Annotated in this window: 21 protein-coding genes and 2 pseudogenes; 16 read left to right on the top strand and 7 right to left on the bottom strand. The window is 70.9% G+C overall.

Going from position 1 to position 22361, the window contains the following annotated elements:
- The 4 genes from JOF36_RS12760 to JOF36_RS12775 all read left to right on the top strand — a co-directional run bounded on the left by JOF36_RS12760 (position 1) and on the right by JOF36_RS12775 (position 4126).
- A complete protein-coding gene (locus JOF36_RS12760; protein WP_210026975.1) occupies positions 1-429 on the top strand; it encodes a nitrile hydratase accessory protein in 429 nt (142 codons plus the stop codon).
- Positions 426-647 carry a hypothetical protein gene (locus JOF36_RS12765; protein ID WP_210026976.1) on the top strand — a complete coding sequence of 74 codons (222 nt, stop codon included), beginning with the start codon at positions 426-428 and terminating at the stop codon, positions 645-647. The genes JOF36_RS12760 and JOF36_RS12765 overlap by 4 nt, the downstream gene beginning before the upstream one ends.
- On the top strand, positions 647-2062 hold the full coding sequence (locus JOF36_RS12770; protein ID WP_210026977.1) for an amidase: 1416 nt from the start codon (positions 647-649) through the stop codon (positions 2060-2062). Before JOF36_RS12765 ends, JOF36_RS12770 begins: the two co-directional genes overlap by 1 nt.
- 330 nt (positions 2063-2392) lie before the next feature.
- Positions 2393-4126 (top strand): IS1634 family transposase, encoded by a 1734-nt coding sequence (locus JOF36_RS12775; RefSeq protein ID WP_245350808.1) that lies wholly within the window; start codon positions 2393-2395, stop codon positions 4124-4126.
- A 149-nt stretch (positions 4127-4275) separates the two neighbouring features.
- Here JOF36_RS12775 and JOF36_RS12780 read toward each other — a convergent pair whose 3' ends face one another.
- Positions 4276-5145, bottom strand: a complete 870-nt coding sequence (locus tag JOF36_RS12780; RefSeq protein WP_210026978.1) for an LLM class flavin-dependent oxidoreductase — start codon at positions 5143-5145, stop codon at positions 4276-4278.
- 92 nt (positions 5146-5237) lie between these two features.
- Positions 5238-5387 (bottom strand): annotated as a pseudogene (locus tag JOF36_RS12785) (aldo/keto reductase); the annotation flags it as partial.
- 142 nt (positions 5388-5529) lie between these two features.
- On the opposite strand from JOF36_RS12785, the gene JOF36_RS12790 reads away from it, so the two are divergent.
- Positions 5530-6132, top strand: a complete 603-nt coding sequence (locus tag JOF36_RS12790) for a TetR/AcrR family transcriptional regulator (protein WP_210026979.1) — start codon at positions 5530-5532, stop codon at positions 6130-6132.
- A gap of 547 nt (positions 6133-6679) precedes the next feature.
- Here the strand turns inward: JOF36_RS12790 and JOF36_RS12795 are convergent.
- Positions 6680-6979: a hypothetical protein gene (locus JOF36_RS12795; protein ID WP_210026981.1), complete on the bottom strand. Its 300-nt coding sequence runs from the start codon at positions 6977-6979 to the stop codon at positions 6680-6682.
- Positions 6980-7060: 81 nt separating this feature from the next.
- On the opposite strand from JOF36_RS12795, the gene JOF36_RS12800 reads away from it, so the two are divergent.
- A complete protein-coding gene (locus JOF36_RS12800; protein WP_210026982.1) occupies positions 7061-7678 on the top strand; it encodes an MmpS family transport accessory protein in 618 nt (205 codons plus the stop codon).
- 262 nt (positions 7679-7940) lie between these two features.
- Positions 7941-8552: a hypothetical protein gene (locus tag JOF36_RS12805; RefSeq protein ID WP_210026983.1), complete on the top strand. Its 612-nt coding sequence runs from the start codon at positions 7941-7943 to the stop codon at positions 8550-8552.
- Between the two features lie 872 nt (positions 8553-9424).
- On the opposite strand, the gene JOF36_RS12810 is transcribed toward JOF36_RS12805, so the two are convergent.
- Positions 9425-10384, bottom strand: a complete 960-nt coding sequence (locus JOF36_RS12810) for an AraC-like ligand-binding domain-containing protein (protein ID WP_210026984.1) — start codon at positions 10382-10384, stop codon at positions 9425-9427.
- 180 nt (positions 10385-10564) lie between these two features.
- Here JOF36_RS12810 and JOF36_RS12815 point away from each other — a divergent pair, with 180 nt between their 5' ends.
- The 4 genes from JOF36_RS12815 to JOF36_RS12830 all read left to right on the top strand — a co-directional run bounded on the left by JOF36_RS12815 (position 10565) and on the right by JOF36_RS12830 (position 14275).
- Entirely contained in the window at positions 10565-11518 is a 954-nt protein-coding gene (locus tag JOF36_RS12815) for a VOC family protein (protein ID WP_210026985.1), read from the top strand.
- A gap of 30 nt (positions 11519-11548) precedes the next feature.
- Positions 11549-12730: an acyl-CoA dehydrogenase family protein gene (locus tag JOF36_RS12820; protein ID WP_210026986.1), complete on the top strand. Its 1182-nt coding sequence runs from the start codon at positions 11549-11551 to the stop codon at positions 12728-12730.
- Positions 12730-13341: an alpha/beta hydrolase gene (locus tag JOF36_RS12825; RefSeq protein ID WP_210035503.1), complete on the top strand. Its 612-nt coding sequence runs from the start codon at positions 12730-12732 to the stop codon at positions 13339-13341. The genes JOF36_RS12820 and JOF36_RS12825 overlap by 1 nt, the downstream gene beginning before the upstream one ends.
- 223 nt (positions 13342-13564) lie before the next feature.
- Entirely contained in the window at positions 13565-14275 is a 711-nt protein-coding gene (locus JOF36_RS12830; RefSeq protein ID WP_307862347.1) for a polyamine aminopropyltransferase, read from the top strand.
- A gap of 47 nt (positions 14276-14322) precedes the next feature.
- On the opposite strand, the gene JOF36_RS12835 is transcribed toward JOF36_RS12830, so the two are convergent.
- The 3 genes from JOF36_RS12835 to JOF36_RS12845 form a co-directional block, all read right to left on the bottom strand.
- Entirely contained in the window at positions 14323-15099 is a 777-nt protein-coding gene (locus JOF36_RS12835) for an SDR family NAD(P)-dependent oxidoreductase (protein ID WP_210026987.1), read from the bottom strand.
- Positions 15096-16616 carry a flavin-containing monooxygenase gene (locus JOF36_RS12840; RefSeq protein ID WP_210026989.1) on the bottom strand — a complete coding sequence of 507 codons (1521 nt, stop codon included), beginning with the start codon at positions 16614-16616 and terminating at the stop codon, positions 15096-15098. Before JOF36_RS12840 ends, JOF36_RS12835 begins: the two co-directional genes overlap by 4 nt.
- Before the next feature lie 72 nt (positions 16617-16688).
- The gene (locus JOF36_RS12845) at positions 16689-17750 is read right to left on the bottom strand and encodes a phosphotransferase family protein (protein WP_210026990.1); all 1062 of its coding nucleotides are present in this window, start codon (positions 17748-17750) and stop codon (positions 16689-16691) included.
- Between the two features lie 103 nt (positions 17751-17853).
- On the opposite strand from JOF36_RS12845, the gene JOF36_RS12850 reads away from it, so the two are divergent.
- The 5 genes and pseudogenes from JOF36_RS12850 to JOF36_RS38890 form a co-directional block, all read left to right on the top strand.
- Complete coding sequence (locus tag JOF36_RS12850; RefSeq protein WP_210026991.1) at positions 17854-18978, top strand: phosphotransferase family protein; 1125 nt, start codon at positions 17854-17856, stop codon at positions 18976-18978.
- Positions 18979-18982: 4 nt separating this feature from the next.
- Positions 18983-19930 (top strand): PDR/VanB family oxidoreductase, encoded by a 948-nt coding sequence (locus JOF36_RS12855; RefSeq protein WP_210026992.1) that lies wholly within the window; start codon positions 18983-18985, stop codon positions 19928-19930.
- Between the two features lie 46 nt (positions 19931-19976).
- Positions 19977-21404: an NAD(P)/FAD-dependent oxidoreductase gene (locus JOF36_RS12860; RefSeq protein ID WP_210026993.1), complete on the top strand. Its 1428-nt coding sequence runs from the start codon at positions 19977-19979 to the stop codon at positions 21402-21404.
- A 4-nt stretch (positions 21405-21408) separates the two neighbouring features.
- Positions 21409-22080, top strand: coding sequence for a TetR/AcrR family transcriptional regulator (locus tag JOF36_RS12865; protein ID WP_210026994.1), 672 nt, complete (start codon positions 21409-21411; stop codon positions 22078-22080).
- A gap of 103 nt (positions 22081-22183) precedes the next feature.
- Positions 22184-22361, top strand: a pseudogene (locus JOF36_RS38890) (short-chain dehydrogenase); the annotation flags it as partial.

A 22361-nucleotide genomic window follows, 5' to 3' on the forward strand; every position in this document is an offset into this window, starting at 1 on the left:
ATGGAGCGCCTCAACGAGCAGCCCAGTGATGACACCAAGCCGCACGTCGACTCGTTGGTCGACGCGTTGCCGTTCAACGAGAAGATCCCGCGCCGATCCGGCGACGTTGCGTTCGATCATGCCTGGGAGATCCGCGCCTTCAGCATGACCGTCGCCCTGCACGAGAAGCTGGGTTTTCCGTGGGCGGAGTTCCAGCAACGGCTCATCGCGGCGATCCGTCAGTTCGAAGCCGAGCACACCGACCTCGAGCACTGGAGCTACTACGAGCGTTGGATGGCCGCGCTCGAGGTGCTCGCCCGTGAGAAGGGCTGGGTGTCGAAGTCCGAACTGGAGAGCAAGACCGAGGAGATCCTCGCCCTGCCCGCCAACTACATGCACCAGCACGCCGTACGGGAACCGGTCGCCGTCGTGGCAGGGGCGTCGGGATGACGCACGACCCGGTGACGCCACGCGACGTCGCTGCGGCCGCGCGACTGGCCGACCTGACCCTGCCCGACGAGCGGGTGGCCGCGGTGGCGGATCTCCTCTCGTCCTGGGTTCCGGCCGCCAACGCGCTGAGCAGGCGGATGCAGGCCGGCGACCTCGACGGTCTCGTGCCATCGGTGGTGTTCCTCCAGACCGGCATCGACAGCAAGGAGAACACGTAGTGAGCAGTGATGTGCTGGAGGCCGGCCTGACCGAGACGGCTGACCGCGTTGCTGCGGGCGAGGTGTCCCCGGTGGAGCTGGTCGAGGCATCACTGCGGTGCATCGAGCAGCTCTCCGACACGCGTGCGTTCATCTCGGTCGATGCGGAGGACGCGCTCGCGGTCGCCCGAGCGAGCGAGGCGATGATTTCCGCCGGGCACCGCATCGGCCCCCTGCACGGGGTGCCGGTGGCGTTGAAGGACAACATCGGTGTCCGCGGCAAGCCCACGACGGCCGGTAGCGCGATCCTGGCCGCTCACCGCCCAGCCGAGGATGCGACGGTGACGCGTCGCCTGCGGTCGGCGGGCGCGATCATCGTCGGGAAGACGAACATGCACGAGTTCGCCTGGGGCGGCACGTCTGCCAACCCGCACTACGGGTTCGTCACCAACCCATGGGATCCCTCACGCATGCCCGGCGGCTCCAGCGGCGGATCCGGTGTGGCCGTGGCGGCTCGGGCGTGCTTCGGTGCGCTGGGCACCGACACCGGTGGATCGATCCGGCTGCCGTCGGCGCTCAACGGCATCACCGGCTTGCGGCCGACGATCGGACGGGTCAGCAACGCCGGCGTCATCCCATTGGCGTGGAGCATGGACACGGTCGGCCCGATGGCGCGCACCGCCGCGGACTGCGCCACCATGCTGACCGCGCTCGCCGGGTACGACCCGGCCGACCCCGGTTCGGTGGACCGGGCCGGTGAGGACTTCGGCCGGGACCTCGATCTCGGTGCGGACGGGCTGCGGATAGGTCTCATCCAGGGTTACTCGTTGCACCACGTGCAGCCTGCGGTGGACAAGGCACTCCGAACTGCACTGGCGACACTCGAGGGCGCCGGAGCGCAGACCACTGAGGTCTCGATCGCCGACATAGACGGCAACATCTCCGCTCAACTCACGGTGGAAGCCGCCGAGCCGAGTACCTACCATCAGCGCTGGCTCCGTGAGCGTCCGCAGGACTACGGCGACGATGTGCGCCTCCTGCTCGAGGCAGGGGAGATGCTGCTGGCGACCCAGTATCTGCAGGCCCAGCGGTATCGGGCACTGCTGCGCCACCAGACCCTCGCGGCGTTGGCGCGGGTAGACGTCCTCGTATGTCCGACCCTCCCTTTTACCGCGACGCCGCTGGGTGAGGTCACCGTAGAGATCGATGAGGGTGTGCCGGAGGACATGCTCTCGGTGATCATGCAGTTCACCGGGCTGCCCTCGTTGACCGGTCTGCCGGCGATCAGCGTCCCGTGTGGCTTCGACGATGCCGGCTTGCCAATAGGCATGCAGATCATCGGTAAGCCGTTCGCTGAGGCGACCCTGCTCCGCGCCGCGGCCGGGTTCCAAGCGAGCACCTTGTTCCACACGATGGCCCCGCCGACCCACCGGTAGAGGACAGTGGGTCCTTGATCGCGAGAGTCGAGCAGGACGCTGTTGCCCGCGGCCTCGCGTCAGTGACGGCCATCGACCAGCGGGCTGATGCGCACCGCCACGGGTCCGTGTCGCGGCTGTTGCGCCGACCGAAGTGGTAGTGGCGTCACACTGGTCTCCGGGCGCGGCCTTCGGCCTGCGTTCCGCAGCTGATGGTGGATCCTGGGACACGTCTGGGCGGTGTGGGCAGGTCAGCGGCCCGCGCCTAGTGTTCGACCGCGTGAACGCCTAGTACACGAATCGTCCCGTGTAGGTTGATTGACGTGGCTGGATGTCGATAGGCTCTGGGACATGTTCTTGCGGGAGGTGAAGCGGCAGAACCGCAACGGGACCCGGGTGTCCTACCTGCAACTGGTCCACAACGACTGGGACCCCGCCGCCCGCGCCGCTCGCACCAAGATCCTCTACAGCTTCGGGCGGACCGATCAGGTCGACACCGCGGCGATCGAGCGGCTGATCGTGTCGCTGTCACGGCTGCTCGACCCGGCAGCGGCGCTCAAGGCCACCGCCGGTTCGGATCTGAGCTTGCTCGGCTCGCGCCCGCTGGGCGGCACGGATGTCCTCGACGGGCTGTGGCGCCGGCTGGGCATCGACACGGTGCTCAACAGGTTGCTGGCCAAGCGGCGGGGCAGCGCGCCGTTCGAGCGGGTGCTGTTCGGGCTGGTCGCCAATCGGGCCCTGGCGCCGTCGTCGAAGCTGGCCGCCGCGGACTGGATCTCGAACGATGTGCACATCGACGGCCTGCCCGAGACCTCCGACGATGTCTGCTACCGGGCGATGGACTGGCTCCACGACGTGCGCGAACACCTGGAGCGCGAGGTGTTTGCCCAGGTCGCGAACCTGCTCAACCTCGAGGTCGACCTGCTGTTCTTCGATACCACCTCCACCTACTTCGAGCTGGAGGATCCCGACACACCGGTGGACCGCGACGAACACGGGCAGGTCGTGGCCGGCCGGGACGGCAAGGACGGTCAGGACGGTCAGGACGGCACCGACGACGAGCAGAGCGCGGCCGGGTTCCGGACTTACGGCAAGTCGAAGGACTCCCGCGACGACCTGCCCCAGATCGTGATCGGGATGGCGGTGACCCGCGAGGGGATCCCGGTGCGGGTGTGGTGCTGGCCGGGCAACACCGCCGACTCGAAACTGATCCGCCAGGTCCGCGACGACATGCGGGACTGGACCCTGTCCAAGATCGTGTGGGTCGCCGACCGCGGCTTCTCCTCACAAGCCAACCGCCGCTACCTACGTCGCGGCGAGCACACCTACATCATCGGCGAGAAGCTCCGCTCGGACAGCCCGGAGATCAAGACCGCCCTGTCGCGGCAGGGCCGCTACACCACCATCGGCGAGAACATGCGGGTCAAGGAGGTGAAGGTCTCCGACAGCGAGCGGTTCGTGATCTGCCACAACCCCGAGGCCGCCGAGCGCGACGCCCACATCCGCGATCAGCTCGTCGCCCAACTCGACGAGCTCATCGCCGGATCCGACAAGCTCCCGACGATGAAACGCGGCGAGCTGCGCGGGAAGATCTCGACCAAGCCCGGCCTGAACCGCTACCTGCGCCTCACCCCCGGCGGGCTGCTGCGCATCGACAAGGCGAAGATCAAGACCGAGGCCAACCTGGACGGCAAGTACCTGCTGCGCTGCTCGGACCCACACCTGAGCGCCACCGACATCGCGCTGGGCTACAAGCAACTCCTCGAAGTCGAACGCGGCTGGCGCGACATGAAACAGATCCTCGACCTGCGCCCGGTCTATCACCGCCTCGAAGAACGCATCCGCGCCCACGTCATGCTCTGCTGGCTCGCGCTACTGCTCATCCGCATCGCCGAGACCACCACCGGCCAGACCTGGCACCACATCCGCCGCGACCTCGACCGACTCCACGCCGTCACCTTCACCGGCCCCACCGGGACATTCCGCCAGCGCACCGACCCCACCAAGCCCCAGACCGACCTCTACGCCCGACTCGACCTCTCCCTCCCCAAGAAGATCATCGAGATCACCCCCGCAGGTCGCTGACCAGGCACAACGCCGCCGCCTAGTAACACACGCGCTGCGCGTCCTCGCTCTCATTTCCGCAGGTCAAGACCGCAATCCGCGTACTAGACGCTCACCTCGGCTGCGGAACGCAGGTTCGGTGCCTGAGGTCGGCTGTTCGCCCCGGCCGGTCAGTGCGCGGTGGCGGTGATGAGCTCGTCCGCGACCCAACGGGCGACACCCTGGGGCCATGGCGCCGGCAGACCGAGGACGACGTGGGTGAAGCCGGCGTCGAGCGCCTGGCCGATCGCGTGCCGCGTCGCGCCCGGCTCGTCGTAGGAGACCGGGAGATGCACCGAGCGCGTGATGGACGCCGGGTCGCGACCGATCTCGGCGCAGTACCGGTCCAGCAACGCACTGCGGGCCCGCACGTCGTCGATGTCGCCGCCGGGGATGTTCCACACGTCTGCGTGCTCGGCGACCACGCGCAGTGTCGCGGCTGCGCGCCCGCCGATCACGACAGGCGGGTGGGGGCGCTGAACCGGCTTGGGGTTGCCGAATGCTCCGGTGAGCCGAACATGGGCGCCGTCGACGTCGAACGGTTCGGTCTCGGTCCACAGGCGACGGATGACGGTGCACGCCTCGGCGAGGCTTGCCACGGCGTCGGCGGTGTCGATGAAGGGCAGGCCGTGCGCGGCGTACTCGCGCCGGGCCATCGGGTGGTTGGGCCGGGAGCCCACGCCGATACCGAAGTCGAGCCGGCCGTCGGAGACGACATCGACGGTCGTGGCGATCTTGGCCAGCAGCGGGGGTGGCCGGAAGCGATTGCTGGTCACGAGTAGACCGAGGCGTATCCGCCGGGTCTGGGCCGCGAGGGCGGCGAGCAGGGTCCAGCCCTCGAAGATCGGTCCGTCCGGCTCGCCGCCGATGGGCATGAGGTGGTCGAAGAGCCACGCGTGCTCGATCTCCGGGATCTGGTCGGCCTCGCGCCAGACTCGCAAAACATCGTCGTAGCCGACCTGCATCGGTGCGGTCGCGATGCCGAAGCTGGTGGGTCTCATCGTCAACGCCTCCGCAGCGATGCGTCGAGCAGGGAGGGTGGGGTGTCGTTCTTCTCGTCGGGGGCCAGGTCCAGTCCTGGGGTGACGACGGCGTCGATCGTGTTGATGCCTGCCTCGAGGGCGGCGTCGACGAGAGCTGTCGCCTCCGCCTGGGTGGTGCGCCCGAGCGCACCGAAGTTCATCGTGCCGAGCGCGAGCGTGCTGACCTGCACGCCGGTGCGGCCCAAGGTGCGGTACTGCATGCGTTCATCCCTCTCCACGGCCGCCGAGGCGGCATCTTCTGGTGGGTGTCGTCGCCTCGTCCGTCATGCCATGATGACTAAACGGAACACTGCTCCGGCAACGATACGGAACGTTGTTCCGGTTCACAAGGAGGGCGATCGCATGACGGACACGAAACGGCAGTCGCCCCGACGACGCGCGGACGCCCGCCGCAACGAGCGGGCCCTGCTCGACGCGGCCGCGGCAGTGTTCGTCAGGTCGGGAGTCGAGGCGCCGGTCCGCGACGTCGCGGCGGAGGCCGGCGTGGGAGTCGGGACGGTCTATCGCCACTTCCCGACGCGGGCCGACCTGGTCGTCGCCGTCTACCGGCATCAGGTCGAGGCCTGCGCGGACGCCGGCGCGACATGTCTCGCCGACGCGCCCACGCCGTACGACGCCCTGGCCCGCTGGATCGACCACTTCGTGGACCTGCTTGTGACCAAGCACGGGCTGGCCGCGGCGCTGCATTCGGACAGCGCCTCCTTCGATGCGCTGCACGCGTACTTTCTCGACCGGCTCGTGCCGGTGGCGACCGAGCTGCTCGAGGCTGCCGCCGCGTCCGGCGCGATCCGATCCGATATGGAGGCCTACCAGGTCATGCGCGGCGTCGGGAACCTGTGCATCGGCGCCGACAACGACCCCCGCTACGACGCCCGCCGGCTGGCCCAGGTTCTGATCGCGGGACTCCGCCGACCGGGCTCGGAGGACACCGAGCCGGCACCGTGAGGGCGAACCGATCGGCGACGTCGGGCGCGGTGCGTAGTCCGCCGAGCAGCCCTGCGCCGCTGGGCGGGGGCGGCTCCACCCGACGCGTTCCGTAACCGGCAGGCCGCCGAATCGTTGAATCGGCACGGCAACCGAGGAGGGCGTCGTGCCAGGACCGAGATGGGATCCGGACGAGGGACGCTGGGTGCTCGGTGACGAACCGTCTCCGGCGCCGCGACGCGGTCGGCGCCGGACCGCCGAGGTCATCGACCGGACAGACGGCGACACCGGGTCGCCGGCCCGGCATCTCTCGCCCGAGGACCTCGTCGCCGGCATCCTCTTCCCGCCGGACCGGGAGCACGCGGCCCGACCGGTCGTAGCCCGTGACCGTCGACCGGATCCTGCGGACGACGCGCTGTCGCCGTCCGGCCCGGTCACCGACCGTCACGGTGCCGACCCGTCGGGAGCGGGCCGGACCGACCGCGGGCAACGGCGCGGGCACCGCCGCGCGCCGGAGACGTCCGAACCGGACGTGCCCCCGCCCGACCTGAACCCAGGGGGCCGGCGCTCAGCCGACACCGCCCCGCCCGGCCACGATCGCACTGGCCGTGCCCGCCACGGCGGGCGCCGTCGTGCCGGCGATGGCGACGAACTCGCTCGGCTCACCTCTGACGGCCACGCCCGCGGGCGGCACGGCGTCGACGACCGGTATCCGCTCGACGGCGGCGACCGCCCGGCCACCCGGCGTGGCAGGGCCGTCGGGCTTGAGCTCGACCGCCGCGATGCCCTGGTCCGGCCGGACGGTCGGCCCCGCCCGGACGCCCCGTGGCGCGACCGCGGGTATCCCGACCACGAGTGGTCCGGACACCCGTCTACCGGATCCGGGCCGGACGACCTCGGGTACGTCAGCGGCGACTCCGGGTACGGCCCGGACGACGAGACGACCCAGGTGATCGTGCACGGCAGTGGGCCGGTGCACGACCGGGCGCCGGGACCCGGCCTTCCCGACGACCCCGCCGGGGGTCGACCGGCCCGTGAACTCGGACGCCGGCGCGGCCGGACCGGGCGGGACGACGTCCGTCCGGCCCGCCGGCGGCGATGGCCGTGGGTGCTCGGCGCCGCCGCGGCCATCGCCGTCGCCGTACCGATCGGACTCGTCGTCCTCGACGGCTCGGACGACGATTCCGAGGCCTCGCGGACCGAAGCCACGGTCGCATTCGGGACGCCGACCGGCAGCAGCGAACCAGGCACCGCCCCGGCCGTCGAGGGCCCGACCGTCGACGCCGCTGCGCCGCCCGCGGCGGCACAGGTCACCTACGAGGTGACCGGGTCCGGGTCGGCGGGCACGATCACCGTCGGCCGGGGGACGTCGGTTTCCCAGGTCTCCGGCGCGGAGCTGCCCTGGCAGCAGACCTCACCGGCGGCCGTCGAGCCCACCGAGTACTCGGTCAGCGCCGCCGGTGGGTCCGGCGAGATCTCCTGCCGGATCGTCGTCGACGGTGCCGTCCTGTCGGAGCAGTCGGCGGAAGGCGACTACTCCGCGGTCTCCTGCAGCGGTCGCCGCTGACAATGGCTAGGAACTACCCCGGGACGAGTGAGAAAGTCCGGCTCGGAGCAGCTCAGAGATCGAGCACGAGGACCCGTGCGATTACACCCGAGCGGTCGTAGGTTCCAAACTGGCCGCGCCCACCACCGACCAGCCGACCCGGGTGCAAGGCAGCGAACTGGCTCCGTCGCGCCCGCTGCCGGGTCCGTAAGCTCGTGGCGCGGACCGGAGAGGAGTGATGGGCGTGGTTGCGTCGGCATTGGTTGTGAGCTCGGTGCCTGCCATGTCACCGGGGCAGGTCGACCTGCTCGTGTCGCTCCTGACGGACCCGCTGTTCCTCGCGGTCGCGGGCGGGCTGTTGCTCGTGCTGGCGATAGTCGTCGCGTTCACGGTCCGTCGGCTGTGGCGCGGTCTGCGACGGGTCGCCGGGAACAACCAGCATCTGATCAACCGCGCCCGTAGCGAGCTGCAGACCCGGACCCTGCCCGAGGGGCCCGCGCGCCGTGCCGCCGAGCTACGCCGCAGTCTCTCCGACGCCGTCGCCGAGACGGACCGGGTGGTCGCTGCCACGGATCACGGCCTCGTGTCGGCCACGCTTGCTGAGCAGCACCACGAGCTCGGCAGGCTCGCCACATCGCTCGACGGTCACCTGCTCGCCCTGCAGCGTGAGCCCGACACCGCTCGCGTGACGGCGGCGCTGCCCGAGGCCGAGCGGTGGACGGACCAGCTCTGCGAGGTCGCGGCGGAGATCAGGGAGCATGTGCGCGCGAGCATGACAGCGGTCACCGGCCAGGACGTCCAGGCGCTCGGCGAGTCCACCTCGGACGGTGCCGCGGCCCTCCGCGCGGGCATCGAGTTCCTGCAGACTCAGGTGCGCAGCCGACCTGACCGGTGAGCTGGCGCCCCGTCACTGCCGCGACAGCGGTGACGGGAAGCGTGGTGCCATGCGGAGCTCGCCGAGTTGGGTCGATGAGCCGGCGCGATCCAGGCAGGCAGAGCCGCTGCGGTGGTGCTGCCGATGACCGGAGCAGTTCAGGTGGGACCGGGCCGGGGAATCGTTCTAGCGCCCTCGAGAATGGGCCAGTCGTGGAACCCGGCATAGCCGAGGCTGCCGTACTCCGGATCAAGGAGGTAGAGCATCCACAGTCCGCGCTCCGACCGGGGCGACGGTGGGGTGCAGGCCGGCGCGACGCATCGCGGCGAACAGCCCGTCCACATCGATCCACCCGTCGCGGGGGCACAGGGTCGAGTGCGGCGGCGACGGTCTGGCGCCGTGGTCCGGCCGCGCCCAATGCTGCGGCGCTGCGCTGGCCCTTGATCTGCTCCACACGGCTGAGCTCGTTGAGCGGGGCGTGTCGCGGCCATCGCTGCCAGACCTCCCGGACCACGTCGTGCCGGGGTCGGTCGAGTGCCTTGCGGCCCTTGGGGGTCAGCGTGAGCCGAGGCCCTTCCAGCCGTGGGAGCTCGCCGGCCTGGACCAGCAGGGGCCAGGCGAAGGCGGTGATCACCTCGTCGGGATAGAAGTCGGAGCCGACGAGCGACTCGGTGACCGCCCGGACGGTCGCGGCCGAGGGACGTCGCGTCGTCTCGCTGCACCGAAACGTGCCGGCCGCACACAGCTGCAGGACGGCGGTCAGATCGTGCAGCGCGTCGCATTCAGTGTGGCGGACGGTGTGCGTATCAGCCTCGGAACCCACCGCGGCACGGTAGTGGGACCGGCTGACCCACGACGCGACGGCAATGGTGATCGGCACGTGCACGGAGGCGTTACGGCGTCGCCTCCCGGCGGAACCCGGCCGGGGTCAGGCCCGTCTCCACCTTGAAGACGTGCCCGAAGTGGGCGGGGCTCGCGAACCCCCAGCGGGCGCCGATCCGGGAGGCCGGGACGTCCGCCAGCGCCGGATCGGCCAGGTCGCGGCGGCACTGTTCGACCCGCCGCGTCCGGATCCAGCGGGCCACCGTGGTGCCGGTCCGGTCGAACAGCCCGTAGAGGTGGCGCTGGGAGATGTGGTGGGCCGCGGCGATCCGGGCCGGCGACAGGTCGTGGTCACCGAGGTGGCGGTCGATGAATTCCTGGATCTGTTCCAGCGGATCGGCTGGGGTGAAGGCGACCGCACCGCTCGCGGACCGCAGCAGTAGCCCGACCAGGTCCATCGCGCACCGGACCGCGGACGGGCCCTGCGCACCGAGCCCATCGAGGTTGCGGTTCACGCTGAGCAGCGTGTCCCATGCGGTCGCGGAGAGCCCGGGTGCGTAGTCGAACGCGGTGGCCGTGATCTCGCCGATCCGTTCCCGCACGGACGGGCCCAGCCGGGCCTTCGCGAATCGCACGCAGGTGGACCGGTAGTCGTCACCGGCGACGAGGACCGCGGGGCGCGACGAGTCGTACACCGCGAACGTGCCGGGGGACAGGACCGCGGTGCGATCGTCCTGGGTGATCCGGATGCTGCCGGAGAGCTGCAGGGTCATCAGCAGGTAGCCGGTGTCGGCGTCGGACATCACGCCGCGGTCGCGGTAGGCGGCGTGGCGCTCACTGGCCATGTCGATGAAGTCGACGCCGGCCAGCGAGCGCTGGCGGATCGCGCCGGTGAACGCCCCGGGGCGGTCGCAGTCGAACTCGAAGCGCATCACGTCACGCGCCACGGCACTGCGCCAGGAACCGAACGAGATCCGCGGCCCGGCAGTGGTGAGCGCCGGATCGCTGAGGTGCCGGGGCACTGACGTCATCGTCGTCTCCCTGGTTCGTCGTCTCCCTGGTACCTCCGCCGAACCCACCGGCGACGATACCCGCGCCTGCGTCGGATGCCGATGCAGCGCGACGACAGCACCGGGCATTCTCGCGATACCGCTGCCCGTGTTCGGTTCCTACTCTCGGCACCGTCGGATCACTCAATGGGGAGGGCTGGCATGGCCTACATCAAGGGCTCGCACCACGTGACACTGTCGGTCGGGAACGCGCAGGACGACGTCGACTTCCACGTCAAGGTGCTCGGGATGCGGTTCATCAAGCGCACCGTCCTGTTCGACGGCTCGCTGCCGATCTACCACCTCTACTACTCCAATGCGCACGGTGACCCGTCCGCGGTGGTGACCACGTTCCCGTGGGCCCAGGCCGGCATGGTCGGAACGCCGGGGACCAACCAGTCGCGCGAAGTGCTGCTGTCGATCCCGCACGAGTCGATGAACTACTGGCACGACCGGCTCACCCGGCACGACGTCGAGGCCACCGACGTCGAACGGTTCGGGCAGCGGCGGCTGGCGTTCCGGCACCCCTCGGGCATCGAGTACATGTTCGTCGGCGGGAACGGCGACGAGCGGGTCGGACACACCGGTTACGACGTGCCCCAGGAGCACGCCATCCACGGGCTGCACGGGGTCGGCGTGCACGCGCACACGCCGGACCGGATGGTCGAGTTCGCCGACCGCTCGTTCTTCGGCCAGGGCGATCCCGTCGAGGACGGTGACGTCGTGGCGCTGCAGGTGGGCGAGGCGAAGGTCGGCAACCACGTGGAGATCACCGTCAACCGACGCGACGACCAGGGCACCTGGCACTACGGCGCCGGGACCCACCACCACTTCGCCTGGAACCTCGAGACGCTGGAGAACCAGGACGCGGCCAAGTTCGGCATCGAGGGCGCCGGCTACACCGACATCTCCGAGCTGAAGGACCGCAAGTACTTCAAGAGCGTCTACGTGCGGACGCCGGGCGGTGCGCTGTTCGAGCTGGCGGTCACCCACGCCGAGGGCGGGTGGGACTGCGACGAGTCGCCCCAGGAGCTGGGCACCCGGTTCCAGCTGCCGGAGCAGTTCGAGCACCGGCGCGAGGAGATCTTCTCCCGGCTCGAGCCGATCGACATCTGACGTCGGCACCACCACCGAAGGAGGATCGTCATGGGACGGCTCCACGTCAGCGACGAGTTCGACGCGCTGGCCGAGCGCATCGACGGGATCTCGGCGACGCTGCAGGACAACGCCGAGAAGGGCGAGGAACTCGGCAGGCTCACCGACGAGTCGGCGGATGCCCTGACCGGCACCGGCGCCTTCCGGATTGGGATCCCGCGCGAGCTCGGCGGCTACGAGTTCTCACCCAGGCAGGTCATCGACACCATCGCGCGGATCACCTACGCCGACGCCTCGGCCGGGTGGACGTTCATGGCCGTACAGATGATCACCGGGACGACCGCCGCCTACCTCGGCGAGGCGGCCGCCCGGGACCTGTTCCCGGACGTGGCGAACGGACGCCACGCCCTGATCGCCGGCCAGGGAACCAAGCTGGGCGACGCCGTGCGGGTCGACGGCGGCTACCGGATCAGCGGTCACTGGCACTTCGCCTCCGGGAGCGCGATGGCCAGCCACATCCACACCGCGGCGCTGTGCGCCGACACCGGCGAGGCGCTGGTGCTGACCCTGCCCGCGGAGTCGACGACCCCGGTCGACAACTGGGACGTGATGGGTCTGCGCGCCACGTCCAGCCACGACTACCTGTGCGACGACGTCTTCGTCCCGGACAGCCACGCGTACCCGATCGCCACCACCGACGTCCGCCACGGCGGGGCGATCTACCGGATCGGCCTGGCGAACATGGCCGGCATCTGCCACACGGGCTGGGCACTCGGGGTCGGCCGGCGGATGCTCGACGAGCTGCGAGAGCTGGCGGTGCGCAAGTCCGGCACACCGGGCGCGACGGTCGACACCCAGCAGTTCCACGCCGAGTACGCCCGCGCCGAGGCCGAGCTGCGCTCCGCACGCGCGTGGGTGTCGGACGTGTGGGCCGACAACGAGGCGACTCTGGACGCCGGCGAGATGCTGAGCACCGAGCAGGAGACGCTGACCCGGCTGATGCTGAACAACACCACCTGGTCGGTGCACGCCGTGGGACAGTCGGTCTACAGGTGGGCCGGCACGGCGGCGCTGCGGCGCGGCACGTTGCAGCGGTTCTTCCGGGACCTGCACGCCGGGACCCAGCACGTCACGTCCGGCCCGGTCGTCCTGCAGAACTGCGGGCGGTGGCTGTCCGGGCTGGCGCCGGACGCACACTGGGCCTTCCTCGACCTGCAGGACGCGCCCGCGTGATGCACGAGTGGGGTGCCACCGCAGGGACGGCGAGCCTGGCCGTCCTCGCTGTGCACGGTCGCGGCCAGACCCCGCAGTTCATGCAGGAGACGGCCGGCCGGTTCGCCGCTGCGCAAGTGCGCTTCCACGCCCCGCATGCGAGCGGGGACAGCTGGTACCCGGAGCCGTTCCTGGCGCCGCTGGAGCGCAACCGGCCGGCGCTCGACCGGTCCCTGGAGGTCGTGACCGGGTGTCTCGACGAGCTGGCCGGGCGCGGGTTCCCGCGGGACCGTGTTGTGCTGTGGGGGTTCTCCCAGGGTGCGTGCCTGCTGGCCCACCATGTCCTGACTGTCGCCCCGCAGCGCTACGGGGGCCTGATCCTGTTCACCGGTGGCTGCATCGGTCCGAAACCGGTCACCGCTCCGCCCGCGGGGGCCCTGGACGGGCTCGACACGGTGGTGCGCAGCATCGACCGCGATCCGTGGGTGCCGCGGTACCGGGTGGAGCAGACCGCGGAGCTGCTCGAGCGGGCCGGCGCCTCGGTCGATCTCCGGATCGACCCGGGCAACGAGCACGTGATCACCGACGAGGCGTGCGGGGCGGCGGGGGCACTGCTGGCAGCGGCCGGCTGAGCCGGACCTGGCGGCGGCGGTGCCCTACCTGCGGTTCACCGTGACCACGGCGGCCGCCGGCCCGCTGTGGAGCGGCCTCTGGTTGCGCGGCGGCGCCGCCCTCGGACACACGCTGATCGCCGCGGGGACGTGACGGGCGCCGTCGTCCGCAGGAGGCTGACACAGACCGATCCGGCCGGGGGCCTACATTCATGCGCAGTTCGTCGACGGAGGTATCGGTTCTGTGAGTGCACGGTTCGAGGAGCTCGACTGGAGCGACACCCCGATGGGGGAGATCAGCCTGCGCCGGCGCCGGGAGCCGACGGCCGGGGTCGACGTGTTCGAGGTGAAGCTCGGCGACGAGTTCCTGATGTCGAGCCTGTTCACCGTGGCCGAGAGAGAGCTGGCGCATCTGGGTCTGGCCGAGCTCTCCAAAGAGGAGGCCGACGTCCTGGTGGGCGGCCTGGGGCTGGGGTACACCGCACAGGCGGTGCTGGCCGATCCGGCGGTGCGTTCGCTGGTGGTCGTCGAGGCGCTGGACGCGGTCATCGACTGGCATCAGCGCGATCTGTTCCCGGACACCGTCGGTCTGGCGTCGGACCCGCGGACGAGTCTGCAGCGGGGCGACTTCTTCGCGATGTGCGACTCGGAGGACGGCTTCGTCCCGAGCGCACCCGGCCGGCATTTCGACGCCGTCCTGCTGGATGTCGATCACACGCCCCGGCACGTCCTGCATCCGAGCCACGCGCGGTTCTACACCCCGGACGGGCTGCGCGGGCTCGTTCGGCACCTGCGCCCGGGCGGGGTCTTCGGACTGTGGTCCGACGGTCCACCCGATGCCGGGTTCAGCGAGGTGCTGGCGGCCGTCTTCGCCCGGTCGACGGCGCACACGGTGTCGTTCCCGAACCCGCTCACCGGAGGCACGTCGGCCAGCACGGTGTACATCGCGTCCTGAACGCCCGGCCGGTGCCCGAGATCGCCCCGGACACCGGCCGCGCGGGATCAGCCCGGCATGAACCGCCCGCCGTCGACGAGCAGGACCTGGCCGGAGATGAACTTCGCGTCGTCACTGGCGAGGAACGCCGCCGCCCCGGCGATGTCCGAGGCCTGGATCTTGCCCTTGATCGGCTGCGAGGCGACGAGCTGGTTCGCCCGCTCCTCGTCGACCGCGTTGAGCAGCGCCTCGGTGAAGATGACGCCCGGGGCGATCGCGTTGACCGTGACGCCCCAGTTCCCGAGCTGCGCCGCCGTGTACTTGGTCAATCCGTTCGTGCCGTACTTGGTCCAGGCGTAGCTGTAGGACCGCAAGCCCGGGAACTCGTCCGTCGGGCCGGAGTAGTTGTAGCTGTAGGCGTTCGTCGAGGACTGGTTGATCACCCGCCCGTGCGGGCTCTTCACCAGGTGCGGCGCCGCCGCCCGGGTGACCAGCCAGGCCCCCAGCAGGTTCACGTCGGTGATCTTCTTCAGGTACTCGAACGTGTCGTCGCGCGGTTTCCAGTCCCCGAAGATCGCGGCGTTGTTCACCACGATGTCGAGTCCGCCGAACCGCTCGGCCACGGCGGCCACGCCGGCGTCCACCGACTCCTCGTCACCGATGTCGGTCTGCAGCGCGAAGACGGTCCCACGGTCCGCCAGCTCGGCCGCGGTCTTCTCGGCCCGCTCGATGTCCAGGTCGAGGATCGCGACCTGGGCCCCCTCGTCGAGGAAGCGTTCCACGTAGGCCCGGCCGATGCCGCGCCCCCCGCCGGTGACGATGGCGCGCCGGTCCTGCAGCTTCATGAGATCTCCTGTGCCGGAGTGGGGAGGGCCGAGACGCCTCTGCGGGCCGCCTCGGTCTCGGGGGTCGACGGCCGGTGCAGCGACACGAAGGGCCTCATCAACCGGGCCCAGAGGTAGTACCGGCGGTGCGTCCACGGCCACTGGACCACGTTGCGACCGCTGGCGGAGAGGTAGAAGTTGTTGCAACCGGACTTCCAGCTCTGGACCTTCTCGATCGCCTCCTGCAGCACCCGCTGGAACCAGACGTCCACCTCCGGGCGGACCTCGAGCGACCCGCCGCCGGCCCGGCGCAGCCTGCGCACGTCGCGCGCCATGTACTCGGCCTGACGTTCCAGCACGAACGACACCACGGTGCCGTGCGTGTTCGGCCCGTAGAGCAGGTAGAGGTTGGGGAAGTTCGGCACGGTCATGCCCAGGAACGCCTGCGGGTCGTCGCCCCACTGCGTGTGCAGGTCCCGACCGCGGCGGCCGGTGACCTTGAGGGTGGAGAGGAACTCCGCGGCCCGGAACCCGGTGGTGAGCACCACCGCGTCCACCTCGTGCTCCTCGCCGGTCGCGTCGATTACGCCCTTGGGCGTGACCCGCTCGACCGAGCGGGTGATCAGCCGGACGTTGTCCTGTTTGAGGGCCGGATAGAAGATGTCGGAGAAGAGGTTGCGCTTGCACCGCGGCTGGAACGTCGGGGTGAGCGCCTCGCGCAGGTCCGGGCGGTCGTCGAACGCCGTCGCGATGATCTTCTCGAGTCGCTCCCGCTGTGCGGCGACGGCATCAGCGGCGCCGCGGCCGTTGCCCTTGTCCATGGTCTTCAGCAGGTTGCGGCGGAAGCGACGGGCCCAGCCCCGTTTGCGGCGCTCGGCGCGCTCGGCCTCGGTGAGGTCCCGGTCGCCCTTCGGCATGACCCAGCTGGGCTCTCGCTGGAAGGACAGCAGCTCGGCCACCCGCGGCTGGAGACCGGGCACGACCTGCGCCGACGACGCGCCGGCGCCCACGACCGCGACCCGCTTGCCGTCCAGCTCCGCCGCGGGATCCCAGCGGGCGGAGTGGAACAGCGGCCCCTCGAAGGAGTCGATGCCGGGCCAGTCCGGGATCTTCGGGACGTTGAGCATGCCGACCGCGCTGACCACCACGTCGAACCAGCGCTGCTCGCCGTCCTCCAGGGTGACGAGGTACTGGCCGCGGTCGTCCGACCACTCGGCGGACTTCACCCCGACCCCGAGCCGGATGTTGTCCCGGATCCGGTACTCGTCGATCGTCTCCTCGATGTACGCCTGGATCTCGGCCTGACTGGCGTGCGTGCGCGTCCAGTCGTGCGGCTTGAACGAGTAGGAGTACAGCGCCGAGGGGATGTCGCACTCCGCGCCGGGGTAGCGGTTGTCCCACCACGTCCCGCCGGGGCCCTCGGACTTCTCGAAGACGGTGAAGCTGCGGGTGCCGCGGCGGACCAGGTGCACCGCGGCGCCGATCCCGCCGATCCCGCCGCCGATGATCGCGACCTCGATCGCGCGTTCTCGTGGCATCTGGCCTTCCCCATCCCTCGTCGCACAGGTGTCGAACGGAATGTAGCTGATACTGACGCCAGTGTCACCAGATCAGATGTCCAGGAGGGCGAAGCTCTCCAGGTCGTCGACGGCGGTGCCCAGGCGCAGGCAGAACTCATGGGTGATCGGGGGCGCGACCTGGCGGGTGGAGGACCACAGGTAGTACCCGTAGGCCACGCCCGCGCGGTAGTCCGTCCAGGCCTCTTCCTCGTCCGGCGCATCCACCCCGAGCGCCGACAGCCGGTCGAGGTAGTGGCCCAGCAGCTCTCGCTCGGCCGCGCGCCGCTGGTCCACCGACAGCGCCGCACTGACGTGGTAGGCCACGTCGATGCTCCAGTGCGAGCGCTGCAGCATCTGCCAGTCGATCAGCGCGGTCTCGCCGTCCTGCACGTAGATGTTGCCCGCGTGCGCGTCCCCGTGGACCAGCGACTCGGCCCGGCCCCCGGTACGCAGAGCGAGCGCGCGCAGCGCCGCGGTGATGCGCTCCGCGTCCCGCAGCTCGCCGGGCAGCGGCTCGCCGCGCGGGTCGTCCACCAGCGACTGCAGCTCCTCGAGCGTGCGCAGTGGGGTCTCGGCGAGGTCGTCGAGACGGTTGCGCAACCAGGGCAGATCGTCGAAACCGGCCCTGCCCCAGTGCGCCGCGTGCAGCTTCGCGAGCTGCGCGACGCTGTCGCGTGCCTCGGCCACGCTGTACGGCTCCAGGGCGGTGAGGAAGCGGCCGCCGGCGGCCACCACGTCCTCCATCACGATCAGACCGTTGCCCACCTCGGGGTCGATGCCGCTGTAGCGGCACACCGGCACGGCGACCCCCACCGTGGGGGCGAGGTCGCGGTAGAAGCTCGCCTCGGTGTGGGTGATCCGGACGTGCCCCGGGGCCGGCGGTGCGTCCCCGACCAGGCCCTTGAGGCAGTAGTCCCGGTGGACGCCGGGCTCGGAGTCGATCCGGAACCGGACCTTGGTGGCCACCCCGCCGATGACGTCCCCGGGGTGCACGCCGTGCACCGGGACGCCGAGCGCCGCGGAGAGGAACGCGGGGGAGAGTGCCTCGTCGAGGGATCGGGGCGCCGGTCTCGCCGGCGCGGAGGGGGCGGGGGACGTGCTGGACAGGCTCATGGCACCGGACCTCGAGACGTGGCGACGTTGACGAATCACGTCGATGACTGACGCTGACGTTACTGTTAAGCTAGCAGTCGTCATGGAGCGCGAGGAGGCGCAGATGAGTGGAAGGTCGGACTCACCGGGCCTGGCCGAGGTCATGAGCGCCGGGATGAAGTCGGATGCCGGGGGCACGATCGTCGCGCCCGGGGTCCGCGACCTCGAGGACCTCGCACAGGTGCTGACCGGCTGGGTGGCGCAGCGGCTCCTGCAGGCCACCGACGTGCGGTTGTCGGATCTGGCCTACCCGCGGGGATCGGGGCAGTCGGCCGAGACGATCCTGTTCGACGCGCACTGGCGCGAGGGCGGGTCGGAGCGCACGCGGGGCCTGGTCGTCCGGATCAAGCCGTCGGACTTCAGGCTGTTCCGGGACGACGTGTTCGTCGAGGAGTTCGCCCTGATGCGCGCACTCGGCGAGCACGGCGCGGTGCCGGTCGCGCCGGTCCGCTGGCTGGAGGAGAGCCCCGCGGTCCTGGGGTCGCCGTTCTTCGTGATGGAGAAGCTGCGGGGCCGGGTCGCCGTGAGCATGCCGTCCTACCTCGAGCAGGGCTGGGTCGCCGAGGCGAGCGCGGCCCAGCGGGCCGTGCTGTGGGAGAACTGCGTGCGCGCACTGGCCACGCTGCCGTCCGTACCGCTGTCCGCGGTGCCCTTCCTCGTTCCCGCGGACGGGGACGGGTTCGGCGGCGAGTGGACGCGGTGGGCGGGCTTCCTGGACGAGCTGGAGCGTCCGGACCGGCCGCTGGGCCGGCACCGGGAGGTGCTGGACGCGCTCGCCGCGTCGGTTCCCGCGCACCGTCCCGAGGGGATCGTCTGGGGGGACGCGCGGATCGGCAACATGCTGGTGGACGACGGGTTCGGCGTCGTCGCCCTGATGGACTGGGAGCAGCCCTCGGCGGGCGGCGCGCTGCACGACCTCGGCTGGTGGCTGATCAACCAGCGGGGGAAGAGCATTCCGCTGGGTGGGCGGCTGCTGCCCGGGATGCTGGACCGGGCGGACACCATCGCCCTGTGGGAGCAGGTCACCGGGATCCGGGCCGAGGCGATCGACTGGTACGAGGCGTTCGCCGCCTACAAGATGGCCTGCCTCATGGTCAACATGTATGACCTGCGCGGCCAGCGCCCGCCGAACGGCGACTACGCGGCCCTGCACCACCTCGACTCCGCCCGCGAGCTCCTCGGAGGCTAGAGCGATGTCCCGCAATCCCGTGAAGCTCCGGGTCCGAGCGGTCGAGCGGGTCGCGGACCAGGTCGTCGCCGTCACCTTCGAGTCGATGGCCGGGCTGGAGCTGGCTCCCTGGGAGCCCGGCGCCCACATCGAGCTCGTGCTGCCCTCCGGGTTGGTCCGGCACTACTCGCTCTGCGGCGACCCGGCCGAGCGTGAGACCTACCGGATCGCGGTCCTGCTCGAGGAGGCAGGGCGCGGCGGCTCCCGCGAGCTGCACGAGATGGCGGAGCCGGGGGCGGTGCTGGAGGTCCGGCCGCCGCGCAACGCCTTCGCACTCGAACCCGCCGGTGGGTACCTGTTCCTGGCCGGCGGCATCGGCATCACGCCGCTGCTGCCGATGCTCGGCCACGCCACCCGTGCCGGTCTGCCCTGGCGGCTGGTCTACGGCGGGCGCACCCGCTCGCACATGGCGTTCGTGGACGAGCTGGTCCGGATCGGCGGGGACCGGGTGCACGTCGCCGCGGACGACGCCGCGGGCAGGCCGGACCTCGTCGCCGAGATCGGTGAGCTGCCCGCGGACCACGTGGTCTACGCGTGCGGCCCGGCGCCGATGCTGGACCGGGTCACCGCGGTGGCGGCCGAGGCCGGCGCCGCGGACCGGCTGCGGCTGGAGCGGTTCACGGTCGCCGCGGCGGACACGGCGGGCGAACCCTTCGAGGTCGAGCTCTCCCGCTCCGGGCGCACCCTGCCCGTCGGGCCCGCCACGACCATCCTCGGTGTGCTGCGCGCGAACGGCATCACCGCCCCGTTCTCCTGCGAGAACGGCTACTGCGGGACCTGCGAGGCCGTCGTCCTGGACGGCGAGCCGGACCACCGCGACACCTATCTCACCGACGACGAGAAGGCCGAGGGGTTCACCACCATGGTCTGCGTGAGCCGTTGCCACGGTCCGCGCCTCGTGCTGGACCTCTGATCTCCCTGCTCGCCCGTACCACCCACGAAGGGAACACGGCACGCTCATGACGACCATCGGCCATGCCATCGTCCTCGGCGGCAGCATCGCGGGACTCCTCTCCGCGGCGGCGCTCGCCCGCAGCGCGGAGCGGGTCACGGTGGTGGACCGCGACGTCCTGCCGGTCGACGGCCCGGAGGCGATGACGTCCCGGCGCGGCGTGCCCCACGGCGACCAGGTGCACCACCTGCTCAGCCTCGGCCACCGGCGGATCGAGGAACTGCTGCCCGGGATCAGCGAGGAGCTGCTCGAACTGGGCTGCGAGCGCTACGACGACGTCGCGGACTTCTCCCAGTTCGTCGGCGGCGCCTGGCGGATGCGGGTGCGCAGCGACCTCATCGTCACCATGTTCCGCAGGCCGGTGTTCGAGTGGGCGATCCGCCGCCGGGTGCTCGCCCTGCCGAACGTCGAGGTCGTCAAGGGCATGGCGGTCGGGCTGATCGGCTCCGATGACCGTTCCCGGGTGATCGGGGCGAAGGTCCGCGGCGGGCCCGGCGGTGAGCTGCTCGGTGAGCTGGTGGTGGACGCCACCGGACGCGGATCGCGGTCCCCGCACTGGCTGGAGGACCTCGGCTACGACAAGCCGCAGGAGCGGCACGTCCGCATCTACATGGGCTACTCCACCTACACCGTCCGGCTGCCGGAGGGCGCCCTGCCCGAGGGGCTCGCCGGGATCGCGGTCTCGGCCACCCCGGCCGACCCGTTCGGCGTCGCCATCCGGCCCTGCGGCAACGGTCTGCACGACGTGGCCGCCTACGGCATGGCCGGCAACTACCCGCCCGACGACCTGGACTCGCTGGAGGGATTCTTCGAGGGGCTGAGCAGCCCACTGATCGCCCAGGTGATGAAGAAGGCCACCGTGACCAGCGAGATCGTCCCCTACCGGATGCCGGGCAACCAGCGCCGGATGTGGGAGGACCTCGACCGGCGGCCCGAGGGCTTCGTCGTGCTCGGGGACGCGGTGACCTCGTTCAACCCGATCTACGGCCAGGGGATGACGATGGCCGCGCTCGGCGCGACCCTGCTGGGGGGCGCCGTGGAGAAGGCCGGGTCCGTCACCGGCGTGGCGGACGCGGTGCAGGCGGAGCTGGGTGTGCTCGCCCAGGTGGCGTGGGACCTCGCGGTCGGCTCGGACTCGGTGTACCCGCAGGCCGAGTACGAGAACACCGAGCCGCCGTCCGCGCGGGACAAGGCCTGGGGCCGTGCGCAGAGCGCCGCGCAGAGCGCCGAGGGCACGGTCCGGGTCGCCATGCGCGCCACGGCGCTGTACATGGACCCGTCGTATCTGGAGGCCCCGGCCGTGCGTGACGTCGTCGCCCGCTGGCTCGATTCCGGCCGGACGCCGGACGAGTCGGTGCGCGACCCGCTCCATCCGCCGGCCGTCACCGAGGGGTACGTGGACTCCGCGGACCTGCTGCTCGGCCGGGTAGTGTGACCGGATGACCGCCCGCGGCCAGGCTTCCTCCTCCGCGCTGCCCACGGTCGCCACGCGCCCCGGGCGGCGGGCTCCGGCCCGCCGCCGCGGAGATGCCGCGGCCACCCGGTCGAACCTGTTGGAGTCGGCGCGCGTGCTGGCGGACTCCCGCAGCCTGCCGGAGTTCACGGTGGACGACATCGCCACCGGTGCCGGGGTGTCGCGCGCGGCCTTCTACATGCACTTCGAGAACAAGCAGGCGATCTGCCAGGAGGTGGCCCGCACCTCGCAGACGGCCTTCGTGCAGGCCGTGCAGTCCTTCGAGCGCGGGCCCGATCTCCGGTCGACCATCCTGGCCGGGATCCAGGCCTACATCGACGGCTTCCGCACCGACCGGCCAGGCATGCGAATGACCTTCGAGCTGGCCTACGCCGAGCCCGTGGTGCGCGAGCTGGTGCACTCCACCCGCACCGCGGTCTACGGCCTGTGGGAGGTCGAGTTCACCCGCGCCGTCGCGTCCGGGGAGTGCGCCTCGTTCGACATCCCGCTGGTCACCCGCCTGCTGGTGGGGATGCTGGAGACCTTCTGCGTGCGTACCACCCGCACCGCCGAGTACAGCGGCACCAGCGCGGCGGACGGGGACGGCGCCACCGTGATCAGCGAGCTCTGGTTCCGGGCGCTGCTGCTCGAGCAGTAAGCACCAAACGAGACGGTCCGTCTTGACTTCGAGGCGGCGCTCCTCCATGCTCTTCTTCATGCGAGACGGACCGTCTCGGTTCGAGTAAAATGGAGGAGCGTGCATGACGACTGCCCGCGTATGGTTCATCACCGGCGCATCGAGGGGCCTGGGCAGGGCATTCGTCGAGGCGGCGCTCGCCGGCGGCGACCGTGTCGTGGCAGCCGCGCGCGACCTCGCCCCGCTCGACGATCTGGTCGCCGCCCACCCGGACCGCCTCCTGCGGCTGACGCTGGACGTCT

Origin of the sequence: Pseudonocardia parietis, assembly GCF_017876315.1 — a bacterium.
GTDB lineage: Bacteria > Actinomycetota > Actinomycetes > Mycobacteriales > Pseudonocardiaceae > Pseudonocardia > Pseudonocardia parietis.